15 protein-coding genes are annotated in these 16,276 nt (G+C 70.2%); 7 read left to right on the forward strand and 8 right to left on the reverse strand.

The genetic code is table 11. The features are described 5' to 3' along the window. Positions 1-80: 80 nt before the first annotated feature. Together YIM_RS16870 and YIM_RS16875 are read left to right on the forward strand one after the other, a co-directional pair. On the forward strand, positions 81-653 hold the full coding sequence (locus YIM_RS16870; protein WP_228004786.1) for a TetR/AcrR family transcriptional regulator: 573 nt from the start codon (positions 81-83) through the stop codon (positions 651-653). A 5-nt stretch (positions 654-658) separates the two neighbouring features. After that, entirely contained in the window at positions 659-2,254 is a 1,596-nt protein-coding gene (locus tag YIM_RS16875) for an SDR family oxidoreductase (RefSeq protein ID WP_153031260.1), read from the forward strand. A gap of 7 nt (positions 2,255-2,261) precedes the next feature. On the opposite strand, the gene YIM_RS16880 is transcribed toward YIM_RS16875, so the two are convergent. Then, on the reverse strand, positions 2,262-2,984 hold the full coding sequence (locus YIM_RS16880; RefSeq protein ID WP_153031261.1) for a trypsin-like serine protease: 723 nt from the start codon (positions 2,982-2,984) through the stop codon (positions 2,262-2,264). A gap of 197 nt (positions 2,985-3,181) precedes the next feature. Then, positions 3,182-3,322, reverse strand: a complete 141-nt coding sequence (locus YIM_RS16885; protein WP_153031262.1) for a hypothetical protein — start codon at positions 3,320-3,322, stop codon at positions 3,182-3,184. A 244-nt stretch (positions 3,323-3,566) separates the two neighbouring features. On the opposite strand from YIM_RS16885, the gene YIM_RS49160 reads away from it, so the two are divergent. Next, positions 3,567-5,114 carry a serine/threonine-protein kinase gene (locus tag YIM_RS49160; protein WP_228004787.1) on the forward strand — a complete coding sequence of 516 codons (1,548 nt, stop codon included), beginning with the start codon at positions 3,567-3,569 and terminating at the stop codon, positions 5,112-5,114. Between the two features lie 4 nt (positions 5,115-5,118). Here the strand turns inward: YIM_RS49160 and YIM_RS16895 are convergent, their stop codons facing one another. Genes YIM_RS16895 through YIM_RS16905 form a run of 3 tightly spaced genes read right to left on the reverse strand, consistent with a single transcriptional unit; the run spans position 5,119 to position 10,946 of the window. Then, positions 5,119-5,646: an Imm15 family immunity protein gene (locus tag YIM_RS16895; RefSeq protein ID WP_194240177.1), complete on the reverse strand. Its 528-nt coding sequence runs from the start codon at positions 5,644-5,646 to the stop codon at positions 5,119-5,121. 27 nt (positions 5,647-5,673) lie between these two features. Then, a complete protein-coding gene (locus YIM_RS16900; RefSeq protein WP_153031264.1) occupies positions 5,674-10,137 on the reverse strand; it encodes an RHS repeat-associated core domain-containing protein in 4,464 nt (1,487 codons plus the stop codon). Positions 10,138-10,181: 44 nt separating this feature from the next. Further along, positions 10,182-10,946 carry an AraC family transcriptional regulator gene (locus YIM_RS16905; RefSeq protein ID WP_194240178.1) on the reverse strand — a complete coding sequence of 255 codons (765 nt, stop codon included), beginning with the start codon at positions 10,944-10,946 and terminating at the stop codon, positions 10,182-10,184. Between the two features lie 40 nt (positions 10,947-10,986). On the opposite strand from YIM_RS16905, the gene YIM_RS16910 reads away from it, so the two are divergent. Together YIM_RS16910 and YIM_RS16915 are read left to right on the forward strand one after the other, a co-directional pair. Next, complete coding sequence (locus YIM_RS16910) at positions 10,987-11,352, forward strand: DUF4345 domain-containing protein (RefSeq protein WP_153031266.1); 366 nt, start codon at positions 10,987-10,989, stop codon at positions 11,350-11,352. Between the two features lie 32 nt (positions 11,353-11,384). After that, the gene (locus YIM_RS16915) at positions 11,385-11,912 is read left to right on the forward strand and encodes a GNAT family N-acetyltransferase (RefSeq protein WP_153031267.1); all 528 of its coding nucleotides are present in this window, start codon (positions 11,385-11,387) and stop codon (positions 11,910-11,912) included. Here the strand turns inward: YIM_RS16915 and YIM_RS16920 are convergent. Both YIM_RS16920 and YIM_RS48595 read right to left on the reverse strand, forming a co-directional pair. Next, positions 11,909-12,310, reverse strand: a complete 402-nt coding sequence (locus YIM_RS16920; RefSeq protein WP_153031268.1) for a RidA family protein — start codon at positions 12,308-12,310, stop codon at positions 11,909-11,911. The two genes, YIM_RS16915 and YIM_RS16920, sit on opposite strands and share 4 nt — an antisense overlap. A gap of 83 nt (positions 12,311-12,393) precedes the next feature. After that, positions 12,394-12,690, reverse strand: coding sequence for a hypothetical protein (locus tag YIM_RS48595; RefSeq protein WP_194240179.1), 297 nt, complete (start codon positions 12,688-12,690; stop codon positions 12,394-12,396). Here YIM_RS48595 and YIM_RS16925 point away from each other — a divergent pair. Together YIM_RS16925 and YIM_RS16930 are read left to right on the forward strand one after the other, a co-directional pair. After that, on the forward strand, positions 12,679-13,389 hold the full coding sequence (locus YIM_RS16925; protein WP_194240180.1) for an alpha/beta hydrolase: 711 nt from the start codon (positions 12,679-12,681) through the stop codon (positions 13,387-13,389). The two genes, YIM_RS48595 and YIM_RS16925, sit on opposite strands and share 12 nt — an antisense overlap. 70 nt (positions 13,390-13,459) lie before the next feature. After that, positions 13,460-15,553, forward strand: a complete 2,094-nt coding sequence (locus tag YIM_RS16930) for a discoidin domain-containing protein (RefSeq protein WP_153031270.1) — start codon at positions 13,460-13,462, stop codon at positions 15,551-15,553. Here the strand turns inward: YIM_RS16930 and YIM_RS16935 are convergent. Continuing rightward, positions 15,528-16,274 carry a class I SAM-dependent methyltransferase gene (locus YIM_RS16935; protein WP_153031271.1) on the reverse strand — a complete coding sequence of 249 codons (747 nt, stop codon included), beginning with the start codon at positions 16,272-16,274 and terminating at the stop codon, positions 15,528-15,530. The genes YIM_RS16930 and YIM_RS16935 overlap by 26 nt on opposite strands. Positions 16,275-16,276: the final 2 nt, after the last annotated feature.

A 16,276-nucleotide genomic window follows, 5' to 3' on the forward strand; every position in this document is an offset into this window, starting at 1 on the left:
GTCAGTGGTGTCGAGGTGCCGCTCGGCGATCGTCGAACCCGAGGTGGCGAAGATTATGTAGATCGGTCTACTCTGACGGCGTGATCAAGGGTGAGCAGACCAGGGCGAAGCTGATCGCCGCGGCCAGGACGCTGCTGGAGGAGAAGGGGTACCACGGCACCGCGCTCAACGAGGTGCTCGCGCTGGCCGGTGCGCCGAGGGGGTCGCTGTACCACCACTTCCCCGGCGGGAAGGACGAGCTGGTCGGCACGGCGCTGACCGCGGCCGGTCAGGAGGTCGACGAGCTGCTGGCCGGTGTCGCCGGAACCGCGGCCGACGCGCGTGCGCTCGTGCCCGGCGTCCTGGCCGCGCTGGCCGACCGGATGCAGGCGGCGGACTACGCGAAGGGCTGCCCGGTGGCGACCGTGGCGCTGGAGGTCGCGTCGTCGGAAAGTGACCTGCAGGCGCGGTGCGGTGACATCTACGCGGGCTGGGAGGGCGCGCTGGTGGAGGTGCTGCGAGCCGAGGGGCGCGACTCCGCCGAGGCGGAGGAGCTGGCGGCGACCGTGCTCGCCCTGATCGAGGGCGCGCTGGTGCTGGCACGGGCCCGGCGCAGCCGGGTACCGATCGAGCAGGTCACCCGCCGCATCGGCGTCCTGCTGGAGCAAGGGTGACCACAATGGACAGGGTGGTGTTCGGTGCGGCCGGATTTCTCGGCCGGTGGACGGTGTTGCACCTGCTGGGCCGAGGACGCGCGGTCGCGGCCGTGGTGCGCCGTCCCGGAGAGCTGCGCGACTGGCTGGTGGCGCATGGTGCGGCCGTCGATCGTCTGACGCTTCTGACCGGTGATCTCACAAAAGGTCCCGGGTTGGGGCTGAGCCCGGCTGACGACGAACGGCTCGCGGGCGTGCGGGACGTGTTCAACTCGGCCGCGGTCTACCGATTCGGCCTGCGGCGGGAGGAAGCGACACCGGTCAACGTCGATGGTGCGGTGAATGTGCTGCGGTGGGCGAAAACACGTCCGAACCTGCGTCGCCTCGTGCACGTCTCGGGATATCGGGTCGGACTGGATCCGCGGCCCCGGTATCCGATTCCGGAAGCCGAACTGGCGGCGCTGTACCGCGAAAAGGGAGCCTACGAAGGTTCGAAGTTCGAGGCGGACGCCGCCGTGCGCGTGCTCGCGGGGGAACTGGGAATTCCGCTGACCGTGGTGAACCCGAGTACGGTCATCGGGCATTCGGTGACCGGTGAGGCCGGTCAGTACCTCGGCCTGGCCGCGCTCGTCCGCGATCTGTGGACCGGCAGGCTCCCCGTGCTGCCGGGAAGTGCGCGGACGTTCGTGCCGGTGGTGACCGTGGACCACTTCGCCGAGTTCACGGCCGCGTTGCCCGAGCACGACGCCATCGGCAGGCACTGGGTGCTCGACGAGAACACGCCGGAGCTGCCCGCGCTGGTGCGCCTGCTGGCCGGGCACCTGGGCGTCCGGGCGCCGAAGCTCCGGGTGCCGGCGGGGGCGATCCGGCGGCTGCCCACCGCGCTGACCGGTGCCGATCCCGAGACGCTGACCTTCCTGACCGGGGATCGGTACGACACGGCGTCGGCGGACCGGGTGGCCCGTGCCGCCGGGCTCCGGCACCCGCCGGTCGAAACCGCCTTGCGGCGGTGGGCCGATCGCCTGGTGGCGGATGGTTTCGGCGACACACCCGCCGCGCTCCCGGGCGGATTCCAGGGGGTCGCCGGGTCTCGTGCCTATGTCGCCGGCGCTCGTGTCACACCGGATTTCGTTTTCCTGCAAGGAGTCGAGCCGAGCGCGGAACCGTGGCGGGAGGTGATCGCCGAACTCGGACCGGCTCCGGTGCTGGTCGCCGATCTGCCCGGACTCGGCCGATCGGCGCCGAGTGACGTCACTCCTCGTGACTGGCTCGCCGACCTGCTGGCGCCGGTCGAGACCCGGCCGGTGCTCGTTGTGCACCCGGCCGCCGCCGGTCCCGCGATCCGGTGCGCGGCAGCGCATCCCGGCCGGGTGGCGGCCGTTGTGGTGGTGCCGCCGGAGTTCGTCCCGGCCGGGAGCGCGGCGGGACCGCGTCGCCCCGGTGCCGCCCGGCGGACGGCGCGGTGGTTGCGGGCGGCGAACGAGCCGGGTGAACGGGAGGCAGTGCGGGTGCTCGGCGAGTCCGTTCCGGTGCGGTGGATGACCGGGGACGCGAGCCCGGCGGCGGTCGCGCGGGAATGCCACCTCGGCGCGGGGGTGCGCCGAGGTGGCGATCCGGCCTGAGCGGGCCTCAGACTCCGGCGACCTGCTGGATCCAGCTGCGGTACCGGGTGATGTTCGTGTACGCGGTGTTGTTCGAACGGTCGCTTGTGGACGCGACGCCGACCTGGCGGCCGGAGGCGAACATCGGGCCGCCGGAGTCCCCACCGGCGGTGATGCCGTCGATGCGGTTCGCGCACACCGAGATGCCGCCGTAGTAGTCACTGCAGTTGACCGAGTTGACCCGCACGTTGGCGTACTTCAGGTAGCGGGACTGGCAGTTGATCTCCGAACCGCACCGGCTGGTCGCGCCCCAGCCGTAGACCTGCACGGTCTGCCCGGTCGAGACGTCGCTGGTGGTGCCGAGCGGGGAGTACGTGGCGTTGACCGCGGTGGTCAGCCGGACGATGGCCAGGTCGGCCGAGCCGGGATAGCGGGTGATCGTGTCGCCGGTGGCCATCGTGCCGCCGCTTTGCTGGTCCAGGCTGCCGATCCGGAAGGTGTAGGTGCCGCTGCTCGCCACGCAGTGCTTCGCGGTCAGGATGTACTGCGGCGCGATGATGGTCGAGGTGCAGGTCTGGCGGCCGTTCGCGAACAGGCGGGCGGCCCACGGGCCGCTCGTGGCGTACTGGCCGCCGATGATGAACGGTTGCACGCCGCCGGTCTCCTCGGCGGCCGAGGTGGCGGGAACGGCCAGGCCGAGCAGGGCCATCAGGGCACTGCCGATGAGCACGGCCAGTGAGCGCAGGCGCATGGTTCCGACTCGTTTCTGCGGCACGGGATGACGGCCGCGTTCCGGGGAGGGGGTGCACCGATTCTCGAACCGGAAAGCGCGGCCCCGGAACCGACGAAAGTCGGGTGGTCCAGACCAGCAGTACCTAATCATCGGCCGTCGTGCGATAGCGGTATAGCGCCGGTGTTATCCGTATCACTGGGCCATTCGGACGCCGGTCACAGCCGGGTGAACAACGTGTAGGCGGCGACCACCAGGCTGCCGCACAGGGCGGCGAGCAGCACGGCGCGCAGGGTCAGGGTGTCCGCGGTGGAACGGCGCATGGGGGTGGCCTCCGGTGACTCGGTGGGGACGGTCATGCCCCACCGACCTCCCGCTGTCCGCCTCGTGACGGCGATTCGCCGCCGAAAGCGCGAATCTCCCCTTCGCGGGTGATGCCGCGACTCCGACACCCAGGGTGATCACTTGCTCACCAAAGGTGCCGACGGCGGCTTCGGGCACACTATTGCGACAGTTTATCCGGTGCCGATGAAATTTCGATGAAATGGCGAGCGGTTACCATTTTATGGACTCGTATCGACAATTTTATTGTACGATTTTCCGGTGGAAGGCAGATTCACCCCGCTGGCCGCCGAAGACCCGCGTGAAGTCGGTGGTTACCGGTTGCGGGCCCGGCTGGGCGTGGGCGGGATGGGGCGGGTGTACCTGGCGTTCAGCCCCGGCGGACGGGCGCTGGCGATCAAGGTGGTCCGCGCCGAGCACGCCGAGGACGAGGAGTTCCGGCGGCGGTTCGAGCAGGAGATCGCCGCCGCGCGGCGGGTGCAGGGCATGTACACCGCGGAGGTGGTGGACGCCGACGCCACGGCGGCCGTGCCGTGGCTGGCCACGGCGTACGTGCCCGGTCCGTCACTGCGCCAGGCCGTCGCCGAGCACGGCTCGCTGCCGTCCGAAACGGTCTTCCGGCTGGTGGCGGGGGTGGCGGAGGGACTGGTCGCCGTGCACGCGTGCGACATCGTCCATCGCGACCTGACCCCGGCCAACGTGCTGCTCGCCGAGGACGGCCCGCGGGTCATCGACTTCGGCATCGCGCACGCGGCGGCGGCCACTTCGCTGACGCGCAGCGGGATCAGCATCGGCACACCCGCTTTCATGGCGCCCGAGCAGGTCCGCGGCCGTCCCGCGACGGCCGCCACCGACGTGTTCGCGCTGGGGCATCTCGCGGTGTTCGCCGCCACCGGGCACCCGGCCTTCGGTGAAGGCAACCGGGACGCGATGTTCTACCGGATCCTGTCCGAGGAACCGGAGCTGACCGGCTGCCCGGAGGACCTCCAGCCGATCGTACGGCGCTGCCTGGCCAAGGAACCGGACGACCGGCCGTCGCTGGACGAGGTGCTGGCGGAGGTCGCCGGGCACGCGGAACCGCGCCTGCCCGGCGACTGGCTGCCCGACGGCGTCACCCAGGCGTTCAAGCGCTACGACACCGCGCTCTACACCGTCCACGAGACGAAGAAGAAGCCCGGACAGGAGAAGAAGCCGAAGCAGGAGAAAAAGCCGCAGGGAGACAAGAAGCCGCAGCAGGAGAAGAAGCCACAGCAGGGCAAGTCGCAGCGGGACAACAAGCGTGCCTCTCCTGTCGGTGGCGTGATCGCGGTCGCCGCCCTGCTCGCGATCCCGGTGATCGGCGCGATCGGGCCGGAAAAGGTGCTGAACGCGGCGGACGAGTTCTTCAGCGCGAACTCGACCAGCACCACCACGAAGCGCGCCACCGGCACCACCACGACCAAACGGACCGCCGCCACCACCACGCGCAAGGCCTCCACCCGGACCACCACGAAGAAGACGACCACCACCACGACGAGGGGCGCCTGGGAGGGGTGCTCCGAGGCGGCGGAGGCCTTCGAAACCCTGGAGGAGACCCGGGTCAGCGACGACCGGAAGGTCAACGCCGCCGCCTACCGGAAGCTGGCGAACAGCCTGGACAGCATCGCCGACACCGCGGGATCCGCGATCGATTCGACCCTGGAGAAGCTGGCGAACGGCTACCAGGACGTCGCCGACTACCTGGCGTCGGGCAACACCGAGGCGTTCTCGTCACTCGCCGCCGACCTGAACGACGACGCGGCGAACCTGCTGGACCGGTGCCGCGGCTGAGGTCTCAGTCCGCGATCGTGCCGGGCGGCAGCGGGTGATCGGGCAGCTGGACGAAAACGCGTTCGAGCCGTCCGTTCACGATGTCGTCGTTGAGCAGGAAGCCGGAGTCGCGGCCGAGCAGGTACGCGACGATGGTGCTGCCTTCGCTGCCCGGGGGCCGCAGCCGCAGGTGCTCGAACACGCCCCGGCTCGGGTTCGCCCGCCAGAAGCGGGGCGTCAGCGGGTCACCCTCGGGAAGGAACTCCCAGCCGGTGACCGTCACCGCGCAGAAGAAGTCGAACTCGCGCCCGGCGTAGAACCGTTCGGCGTGCTCGTAGATCCGGCCGAGGTGCTCGACGGCCGCCCGCACGAGCACCCCGTTCCGTTCCATCAGCGGCAATTCGCTGAGGAACGAGATGTCCGCATAGGTGGCGTAGAGGGGCAGCTCGTCGAAATAGCCGTCGTAGGTCATCAACGCGTCGAAATCGAGCAGATCCCCTTCGGCCAGCAGGCGCTCGAAGTCTTCGCGGAACCGGTCGATCTCAGCGGTCACCAGGCTCTCCCTCCACATCGGACGCTATCACCACGGGTGCGTGCCCGGGCTCTGCCCGGCCCACTGCCCGCCCGTCGGCCAAGCGAACCCGTGGTCGTAGGCCCATTCGTAGGTGCGCCGGTTCCAGCCGGGGTCGCCGTCGTGGAAACTGCCGTCCATGTTCAGGCCCGGCGAGCCGTTGCCCCGGCCCTGCACGTGGTACTGGCTGCCCGGCACGTGCGCCTGTGGGGCGTCGACCCGCCCGCCCTCGAGCTGGGGAGGCACGTTCTGCCCGCGGTGGATCTCGTTGCCCGCTTGGCGGACGAGCCGTTCCCGTTCGGCCTGCAGCCGTTCGGCGATCCGGTCGGGGTGGTTCTCGGCGTCCTCGTACAGCTTGTTCCATGCCTCGCTGCGCCTGGCTTCGTTGGCCGGGTCGTTCGGATCGAGGTTGCGCAGCGCATCCTCGGCTTCCTCGCAGGTCATCAGGCCGAGCGGGTCGGTCAGCCGCATCGGGTCGGCGACGTAGGCGTGCGGGTTCGGCGTGCCGAACAGGCCGAGCGGGTCGTTGCTCTGGTACCGCCCGGTTTCCGGGTCGTAGTACCGGAAGAAGTTGTAGTGCAGCCCCGTTTCGTCGTCGTGGTACTGGCCGGGGAATCGCAGCGGGGTGGTGGTCCGCTGGTTCAGCGCGGCGAGCGCCTCGCCCCACAGCGTGGTCTGCGCGCGCCAGGCGAGCTGCCCGGCGTCGTCGACCAACTCGGTGGGTGTGCCGACGAGATCGGTGACGATGGCGTAGAACCGCCGGTCGATCTCGGCCTGCGGAGCGTGCTCGATCTGCGTCACCGGGCGGTTCCGGCCGTCGAAGTCCCAGGTCACCGCTTCACCGTGCGGGCCGATCTGCTCGGCGAGGGTCGAGCCGTCCCAGGTGAACAGCACCTGGCCGGCCACCGCGCCGTCGGGGCCGAGCCGCTGCTTGGCGATCCGGCGGCCGAACGCGTCGTAGCGGTAGCGCCAGTGGGTGCCGTCCGGGGTGACGACGCCGACCAGCCGGTCCTCGGCGTCCCAGTGGTAGTGCCAGTTGTCCGGCTTGCGGGACAGGCGCTTCTTCTGCTTCAGCACCACCCGGCCCTGCCGGTCGTACTGGTAGCGCACGTCACCGGACTCGTGCATGACCGTGCCGGTCACCCGCGCGACCGGGACTTCCGGAGCCGACGGCTCGCGGACCAGGTTGCCGGCGAGGTCGTAGGCGTAGCGCTCCTGCCTGCCCGGCGCGTCCACCGCGGTGATCCGGCCGATCGGGTCCACCCCGAAGTTCCGCGTGCCGCCGAGCGCGTCCTGGATGGCGAGCACCGCGTCGTCGGCACGGTAGGTGTAGTGCCGCTGCTGCACCACGGTCGCCTGCGGCGCGTGCCCGGTCACCGTGCTGACGGTCTGGCCGGCCAGGCGGTGCCTGTTGTCCCATTCGCTGGCCATGATCAGGCCGGTGTCGAGCAGCCTTTCGACCTCCCGGCCGGCCACGTCGTAGCCGAACGACAGCGTCCGCCCGCCGCTGACCAGGCGCGAGGCCCGGCCCAGCTGGTCGAACTCCCAGGTGCTCTCCTGGCCGGCCGGGGTCCGCCGGTGGACCATCCGGCCCGCGGCGTCGTACCGGTAGGACATGGTGCGGCCGTTGACCGTCTCGGCGAGGACCCGGCCGCTCGCGTCGCGCCGCATGGTCACCTCCGCGTCGGCGTTGACCGCCCGCACCAGGGAACCCGCTTCGTCGAATTCGAAGGTGGACACGTCCGAACCACTGTGCCTCGCGGCGATCCGTCCGAGCTGGTCGTACACGAAGCTCGTTGTCTCGCCTGCCCCGTTGACCACGCTGACCAGCTGACCGGCGGGGTCGTAGGTGTAGCGGAGTTCGCGGCCGTTGTAGTCGGTTTCGCCGACGCGGTTCCCGGCGGCGTCGTAGTGGTACCGCCAGACCAGGCCCGCCGCGTTCCGCACCGCGGTGATCCGGAGATTGGTGTCGTACTCGAACTCGGTGCGCGCCCCGGTGGGACCGGTGATCGCCGAGACCAGGTCGAAGTGGGTCGTCTCGGTGTGCGTCGACTGGCCGAGCGCGTCGATGTGCTCGACCCTGGCGCCTTCGCCGTCGTAGCGCCACCGCTCGACCGTGCCGTCGGCGTAGGTCCTGGCCAGCAGCTTGCCTTCGACGGTCCAGCTGATCGAGGACCGGTTGCCCAGCGGGTCGACGACGGTGGACAGCCTGCCGAACTGGTCGCGGGTGTACCTGGTGGTCGCGCCGAGCGCGTCGGTCACCGCCACCGGCAGCCCGGCCGCGCTGACCTCGAGGCGCGTGGTGGCGCCCAGCGGGTCGGTCTTGCCGACCAGGTTGCCGCGCTCGTCACGCAGGTACCGGGTGACCGCGCCGGAGGGTTCGGTCGCCGCCATGATGTTGCCGCGCTCGTCGTAGTCGTAGCGCCACACCGCGCCGCCCGGGTCGACCTGCGTGGTGGGCAGGCCGAACTCGTTGTACTCGGCCAGGCCCTGGCTGCCGTCGGGCCGGGTCGCGGTGACCAGGTTGCCGTGCTCGTCGTAGTCGAACCGGGTGACGCGGCCGAGGGGGTCGCGGCGGGTGACCAGCTGGTCGCGGTCGTTCCATTCCTGGTGGGTGACGTTGCCGAGCGGGTCGGTCAGCTCGACGACGTTGCGTGCTTCGTCGTAGCGGTAGGTGGTGCGGTTGCCGAGCGCGTCGGTGAAGACGGTGGTCATGGCGTCGGCGTCGTAGTCGAACGTGCCGTTGAGGAAACCGCCCGCGCCTTCGTTGGCCACGCAGCGGCCCCGCGCGTCGTAGCGGTAGCCGTACCAGGAACCGGTCCGGTCGTCCCAGCGGACCAGCCGCCCGTCGCTGTCGTAGCTGAACTGGAGCGCCTTGGTCGAGGAATTGAACACCTTGGCGAGGCGGCCGCGGTCGTCGTACTCGTACCGGACGACCTCGATGTCGGCGTTGGACTCGCCGGATTCGCCGGCCAGCACGAGCCGGGCGATCCGGCCGCCGCTTTGCTCGACGAGCACGCGGTAGCCACCGCTGTGCCGCAGTTGCGTGAGGGTGCCGCCGGGGGTGTAGTCGAGGTCGATGCGGTTCCGGTTGCGGTCCTCGACCGCGTCCAGGCGGCCACCACCGGCGAAGTGCAGGAACTGGTTGGCGTCCGGTTTGCTGATCAGGTAACCGTCGCCGGTCCTGGTCAACGGCCACCGGGGGCCGACGGCGGGCAGCACCGGGGCGTGGTCGGCCACGGGATCGGGATAGGTCAGCAGGGTGCCGTCGTCGGAGACGTAGACGATCCCGGCGCTGTCGAACTCCAGCCGCTGGTCCACTGTGGACGCCCAGTTCGGCCCGAGCGCCCGGCCCGCGCGGTAGGACGAGACGTGCACGCGGCGGATGACCAGCGGGAGCGCCGCGGGCAGCGCGAGATCGACCTGGCTGAGGATGACCTCGCCGGAGACCACGTCGACCGGGTCGTCCTTGCAGTACCGCCGCTCCGGCGGGGTTTTGGTGTCCTGCGGGTTGTCCGGCCGGTTGCTCGGTGAGTCCGGCTGGTTGCCGTTGCCCGGTTTTCCGCCGTCGGGGGTGGTGGGGCTGCCGCCGTCGGGGGTGGTGTCGGTGCCGGAAGGGGTGGTGTCGGGGGAGTTGGGGGTGGTGTCCGGGGTTTTGGTGGTGCTGGGCTTGGCGCCGGAGGGGGTGGTGCTGCTGCCGGGTTTGCCGCCTTTGCGGAGCATTTTGGACAGCTTTTCGATGATCTCGCCGAGTTTGTCGATGATCTTGCGGATCTTCGGGGAGACGTTGCCGATGGTCTTGACCAGTTTGCGGATGAAGTCGCTGATCTTGCTGATGGTTTTGGTGATGGCGGTGGTGGCCTGCACGGCGATCGCGGGGGTGGCGAAGCCCAGGGTGGCGGCGGCTTCCAGCGCCCAGGTGATGAGCTTGCCGACCAGTTCGGCGACCAGATCGCGGACCAGTTCGCGTACCGCGGCGACGACGGTGCCCATGATCATCACGCCGGCGGAAATGCCGTCGGCCAGCGAGGCGGCTCCGGCCAGTGCGTCGGCTTGTTCGGCGGCGGCGCCTCGGTAGGCGTCGGCGCCTTCGCCTTGCCAGCCGGCGGTGCCGTTGGTGACCTCATTGCCCAGGTCGCCGGCGATGGCGTTGACCTCGGCGGCGACGTTGGCCCAGGTCTCGGAAAACGACTGGATCACCGGCGGGTCCCCGGCCAGCCAGTCGAGTGCCTCCTTGAGCGGCTGCACGTGCTCGATCAGCCACGAGACACCGTAGGAAGCGAGCGTGCCGATCGGGTCGACGACCATCGAGAGGACTTCGAGTCCGACGCCGACCGCGCCGAGTCCGGCTTCGACCCAGGAGCCGTCGGACACGCCGTTGGCCAGGTCGACCGCGGACTCGGCGATCCCGATCCCGGTCACCCCGGTGGTCTGCGACTGCGCCTGCGCGACCAGCGGATTTCCCTCAGGCACGGCTCATCCCCTCCTTCGAAGCGACCGTTCGACGTCCGAGCCGGTCAGTTCGGTTCCACCTCCGCCGGAGTTTCCACGGTCAGGCGGGTGGCCGGGGTGAGCAGGCGGCTGGCGCTGAGGCCGAACATATCCCGGAAGCTGTCGCTGAAGTGGGCCGATGAGGCGAAACCGGCGTCCGTCGCGGCCTGGGTGAGGGAAGCGCCCCGGCTGATGGCGGCCGCGACGTGGTGCATGCGCGACCACAGCCGGTAGCGCCGGAAGCTCGTGCCGGTATCCGCCGAGAACAGGTGCTGGAACCGCGAAGCCGACAGGTGCACCGACGCCGCCACCTCGGCGGCGGTCAACCGGCCACCGGGGTCGGTGCGCATGGTCTCCAGTGCCGCGCGGATGCGGGTGTCCGACGGGGCACTCGCCGAGCCGAGCAGCGAGATCGGCAACCGGCCGTCGAGGACCTCACGCACCAACGCGGATTCGTCCTCGTGGTCGATGTCGATCGGAGGCAGCGCGGTCATCTTCGCGCGGAGTTCGGTCAGCCAGGCCGCGCTCGGATCACGGTAGAGGAACAGCATCCGGCCGTCTCCCGCGACGATCTGGCTCCGCGTGCGCGCCGGGATCAGGGCGCTGCGCACGCGACGTTCGACGCCGTCGACGCGCACGGTGAACGGCTCGTCGACGCCGAGCGCGAAGCAGTGCACCGAGCCCGAGTGCGCGCGCAACCGCAGGGACGGCCCCAGATAGGCCGCCCGTCCCAGGCCCGTCCACAGCACCGCGCCGGGGCAGCACGTTTCCGGAAGCGCCGTCTCGCTCATCACCAGCATGCTGGCACAGGCCGACAAAACAGGAGCGCACATGACCACGATCGTGCCCATCGGGGTGACCGTTTTCTTTCTCGCCATGGGCGCCTACGCGCTCGCCGCCCCGGCCGCGCTGGCACGCCCGTTCCGGATCACCGTCGACGCGCCGGAGAGCCGGTCCGAGATCAGGGCGGTCTACGGCGGCTTCGGCCTCGCCATCGCCGCGGTGCTGGTGCTCGCGGTGATCGACGGCGGCGACTTCCGGCGCGGCGTGGTGGTCACCGTCGGGTTCGCGCTGGCCGGGATGGCGGCAGGCCGGGTGGTTTCCCGGCTCGTCGACAAAGGCACTTCGTTCTACCCCATCTGGTTCTACTTCGGCGTGGAAGCGCTCGCCGCCGGACTGCTTTTCGCCGCGGCCTGACCGGCGGGCCCGGAAATCGCTACGCTCAGCCGGTGCTGACCGGAAAGCTGGTGAAACTGCGCGCGCTGGAGCCGTCGGACGCCGAGGCACTGCACCGCTGGAACGAGGACCCGGAAGTCGGCCGGTGGATGGTCAACGACTATCCGGCGTCGCTGGCGCAGGTGCTCAAGCGGTGCGAGGACCGGCGCCGCAACACCTACGGCAACCTCAGCCTGTGCGTCGAAACGCTCGCCGAGGGGCGGGCCATCGGCATCGCGGAACTGACCGGCGCCGAACCCGAGTCCGGCCGGGCCGAGCTGACCATCTTCCTCGGCGAAGCGGAGTTCCGCGGTGGCGGCTACGGCACCGACGCGATCCGCGTGCTGTGCCGCTACGGCTTCGACGCGATGCGGTTGCACGGGATCAGCCTGTGGGTGGTCGCGGAGAACACCGGGGCCTACCACGTGTACCGGAAACTCGGCTTTGTCGAAGAAGGACGCCAGCGCGAACGCTTCCTCCGCGATGGCCGATGGCACGACATGATCCTGATGAGCGTGCTCGAAGGTGAACTGATCGGCTAGGCGTTGTTCTGAACCGCGACGGCGTCGACTTCGAAAAGCATGCCCGGCAGGGCCAGTTTCGCCACGCCCAGCAGGGTTTGCGTGGGTGGCCGGTCGCCCCAGATCTCGTCGATCCGCGTGCCGAGCACGGTCAGCTTCTCCTCGTTGTGGTCGACGATGTAGGTGCCGAGCCTGACGACGGAACCGAAGTCCAGGCCCTCGGCGGCGAGCGCGATCTTCAGGTTGGCGAAGGACTGGCGCACCTGCGCGGCGAAGTCACCCTCGATGAGGTGGCCGCCGGGGTCCGCCGCCCACTGGCCGGCGACGAACACCAGTCCGCCCGGAGTGCGGGCGACGTGGCTGTAACCGTAGGGCACGGGGTCGGCGAGGCCGCCGGGATTGGTGATGGTGTGCGACATGCGGCGATTCTGATAGCTCCACCGCGCTGGAGGTCAAGACTGGGGGTCAATAAAATGGAGTTGCCGACTCCGCCAGGCGCCCCCTAACCTTCCGGCAGCGCATAGAGCTGCGTATCCGCGCAGTAGCCGTCGAACCACGGCTGGAACCGTTCGCGCTGTTCCCCGAAGGGGTTGCCTTGCGCGCCTTTTCCGCGGCGATCGCCGCCGTTCTTTTCCTGCTCGTCCCAGTCCCAGCCGCCACGGCTGACACAGCACAGTGCCGGGATCATCACCTCTCGGTCGCCCGGTTGCCCGGAGATCCGTTGCCACAGCGGGTTTTTGCCGAGTTCTGCCGTCCGAAGCACCTCGACCGGCACGCCCCGGTCCAGTTGCTCCTGCACGGCGCCACCTACGACCACACCTACTGGAGCGCCTATGCCCGGCTGGCGGCCGCGCGCGGTTTCGCCACGCTCAACCTCGACCGCCTCGGGTACGGCCGCAGTGATCACCCCGACCCGGCGACGCTCGACGTCCCCGCTGCCGCTCATGTCGCCCACCAGGTGGTCGACGCGCTGCGGGGTGGTGCGTTCGGGCCGCGGTTCGACCGGGTGGTGCTCAACGGCCATTCGCTCGGCGGCCTCATCGCCCACGACACCGCCCGCCGCGGCGGGGTCACCGGCCTGATCATCAGCGGCATGCCGACCGCGGCACCGGCCGCGGCCACCCGAGCCGCGTTCCACCCGTTCCACCCCGCCGGGGAGGAGCCCAGGTTCGCCCACTTGCCGTCCGGTTACCTGACCACCCTGCCCGGCACCCGCGTCGAGACGTTCCACTTCCCGGGCACCTACGGCCCGGCCGTGCCGCACCTGGAGGAGGGACCGCTGAAGGACACCGTGCCGGAACCGGAACTGTTCGCTCTCGGCACGCCGCCGGTCCCGGCCGATGTGCCGACGCTGTCCGTGGTGGGCGCCCACGACGGCTTCTATCCCGACGGGCCCGGCGTGGTCATCCCGGACGCCGGTCATTCGATCAACCTGAGCCGCGGGGCCCCGCGGTTCTACGCGATGACTTTCGACTGGTTGGCCCATTTACCCGGCTGAACCGAACAGCTATAAACAAAACTACACAACATGACGCAGGGCCGCGGCTCTGGTGATGACGGGAGCCCTCATGTCGCTCGGTCACCGTTTCCGCTGGTCTGTGCTCGGAGCCACCGTCGCCGTGCTCGTGGTGACGGTGGCTCCGCCGTCCGCCGTGGCAGCCCCCGCGCCGCCGCTGTACCCCGTGGTGGGCGCCGGGACGCGGTTGCTGGACCACGGCGCGAAGCTGGCCGGATTTGTCGAACCCGAGTGGTACGAGGCCAACATCCCGTTCGTCGACCTGCCCGACCAGACGATCGAGGACACCTACTACTACCGCTGGCGCACCTACAAGGAAGCGCTCAAGTACACCGGTGCCGCCGACGGCTGGATCGTCTCGGAGTTCCTCGGCCCGGTCGGCTACTCCGCGCCGCACGGCGGAATCGTCGCCGCCGCGGGCCACCACGTGTACGAGGGCCGCTGGCTGCGCGACCACCGCTATCTCGACGACTACCTGGACTACTGGCTGCGCGGCAGCGGCGCCGGGCCGAAACCGGCCACCGACCAGCTCAACGAGAACACCACCGACTGGGCGCACCAGTACTCGTTCTGGGCCGCCGACGCGATGCTGGCCCGTGCTTCGGTGGACGGCCGGTTCGGTTTCGCCGTGGACCGGCTGCCCGAACTGGAGAAGCAGTGGGCCACCTGGTCACCCCAGTTCGACCGCGAACTCGGGTTGTACTGGCAGGTCCCGGTGTGGGACGCGATGGAGTACACCGCCAGCTCGTACCAGAGCGACGATCCGTACCACGGTGGTGAGGGCTTCCGGCCCACGCTGAACGCCTACCAGTACGGCGACGCCAAGGCGATCGCGAGCCTGCTGCGGATGCGCGGTGACCGCCGCCAGGCCAAGGACTACGAGGACGACGCGAACGCGTTGCGGGCCGCGATGGAGAGCCACCTCTGGGACCAGGACGCGCAGTTCTACAAGCACGTGATGCGTGACGGGAACCCCGGCCGCGAGCAGCTCGAAGACCGCGAGCAGATCGGCTTCATCCCCTGGTACTTCCACATGGCGCCGACCGCGAACTCGGCCGCGTGGGCGCACCTGACCGACCCGGCCGGGTTCGCCGCGCCGTTCGGACCGACCACAGTGGAGCGTCGAAGCCCGTGGTTCATGCACGACGCACAACTCGGCTGCTGCCGGTGGTCCGGGCCGAGCTGGCCCTTCGCCACCAGCCAGACGCTCACCGCGCTGGCCAACCTGCTCGCCGACTACCCGTCGCAGTCCTATGTGGATCGTGACGACTACGTCGGCCTGCTCCGGGGTTACGCGGCTACCCAGCGCAAGAACGGCGTGCCCTATGTGGCTGAAGCGCATCACCCGGATGAGGATCGCTGGCTCTACGACGCTGCCGGGCACAGCGAGGACTACAACCACTCCACCTTCAACGATCTGGTGCTCTCCGGTCTGCTGGGCATCCGGCCGCAGCAGGGCGAGCGGGTCCGGCTGGCGCCGCTGGTGCCCGGCGACTGGAGCCACTTCGCGGTGGAGAACGTGCCGTACCACGGGCGGAACCTGTCGGTGGCCTGGGATCGCGACGGCACCAGGTACGGCAAGGGCGCCGGGCTGACGGTGTGGATCGACGGGAAGCGGGTGCACCGGCAGGCGGACCTGAAACCGGTCGAGCTGCGGGTGCCAACGGGACGGCCGCAGGTGTTGCACACGGCCGTCGACGATCTGGTGAACGTGGCGGGTACCGGCTACCCGTCGGCCACGGCCTCGTACACCTGGCCCGCGGACACCCCGGCCGACGCGATCGACGGCCAGGACTTCCACCTCGACGTGCCCACCACACGCTGGACCTCCTACGGCAGCCCGAACCGGGAGGACTGGCTCGCGGTCGAACTCGGTGCCGCGAAGCCGGTTTCCGACCTGCGCCTGTCGTTCTACGACGACGGTGGCGGTGTGCGCACCCCCGACCGGTTCGCGGTCGAATACCGGAACGCGGCCGGGGATTGGGTCTCACTGCCGGATCAGACGCGCGTGCCGCCGGCTCCGGAACGCGGACGACTGAACCGCGTGCTCGTCGACCCGCCGGTGACCACGAACGCGCTGCGCGTCCGCCCGGTCCGCGACGACGGGGGAGCGGTGGGCATCACCGCGTTCCAGTCGTGGCGGTGATGAGGCGGAAACCGGCGTCCCACTCGTCCAGCTCGACCAGTTCCCGGTGGCGTTCCTGCCAGCGCCCGGAAGCCAGGTCGTCCCGCAGGCGGTTGACGCCGCGGTCGACGGCTGCCGGATCGGTTTGCGCCAACGCGGAACAGGCACGGCGGACGCCGGGATCGAGGTAGGCGGCCGGGCGGCGCCAGTGGGCCGGGAACACGCCGTCGGTGAAGTCCCACGGCACGGGCAGCACGGTGACGCTGTCGGCGCCCAGTTCGGCGGCGATGTCCTCGGCGGACGGACGGCTGAGTTCCAGCGCGGCGATTTCGGGCACGTACTCGCGGACGAACCAGAACTCGGTGTGGCGCCGGGTGTCGTAGGCGAGCACGACCTGGCGCGGCGCGATCCGCCGCAGTTCGGCCAGTCCGGCCCGCCAGTCGGTCCAGTGGTGCACGGTGAGCACGGCCAGTGCGGCATCCACGGCCTGGTCGCGGATCGGCAGTGCCTCGGCGACCGCGCGCACGGCCGGGCTCGCGGACGGCGGGCGCTGCCGGATCATCGCGGACGACGGCTCGACGGCGAACACCGGCCGGTCGCGTGGTTCGTACGAGCCGGTCCCGGCGCCGATGTCGGCCACCGTGCGCGCGGCACCGAGTGCGGCGAGCACGGCGGCCATCCACCGCGGATCGGTGCGGCGCCCGAGCGCGTACCCGTCACCGATCCGGTCGTAGAGTTCCATAC

This window comes from Amycolatopsis sp. YIM 10, from assembly GCF_009429145.1.
Classification (GTDB): Bacteria; Actinomycetota; Actinomycetes; order Mycobacteriales; family Pseudonocardiaceae; genus Amycolatopsis.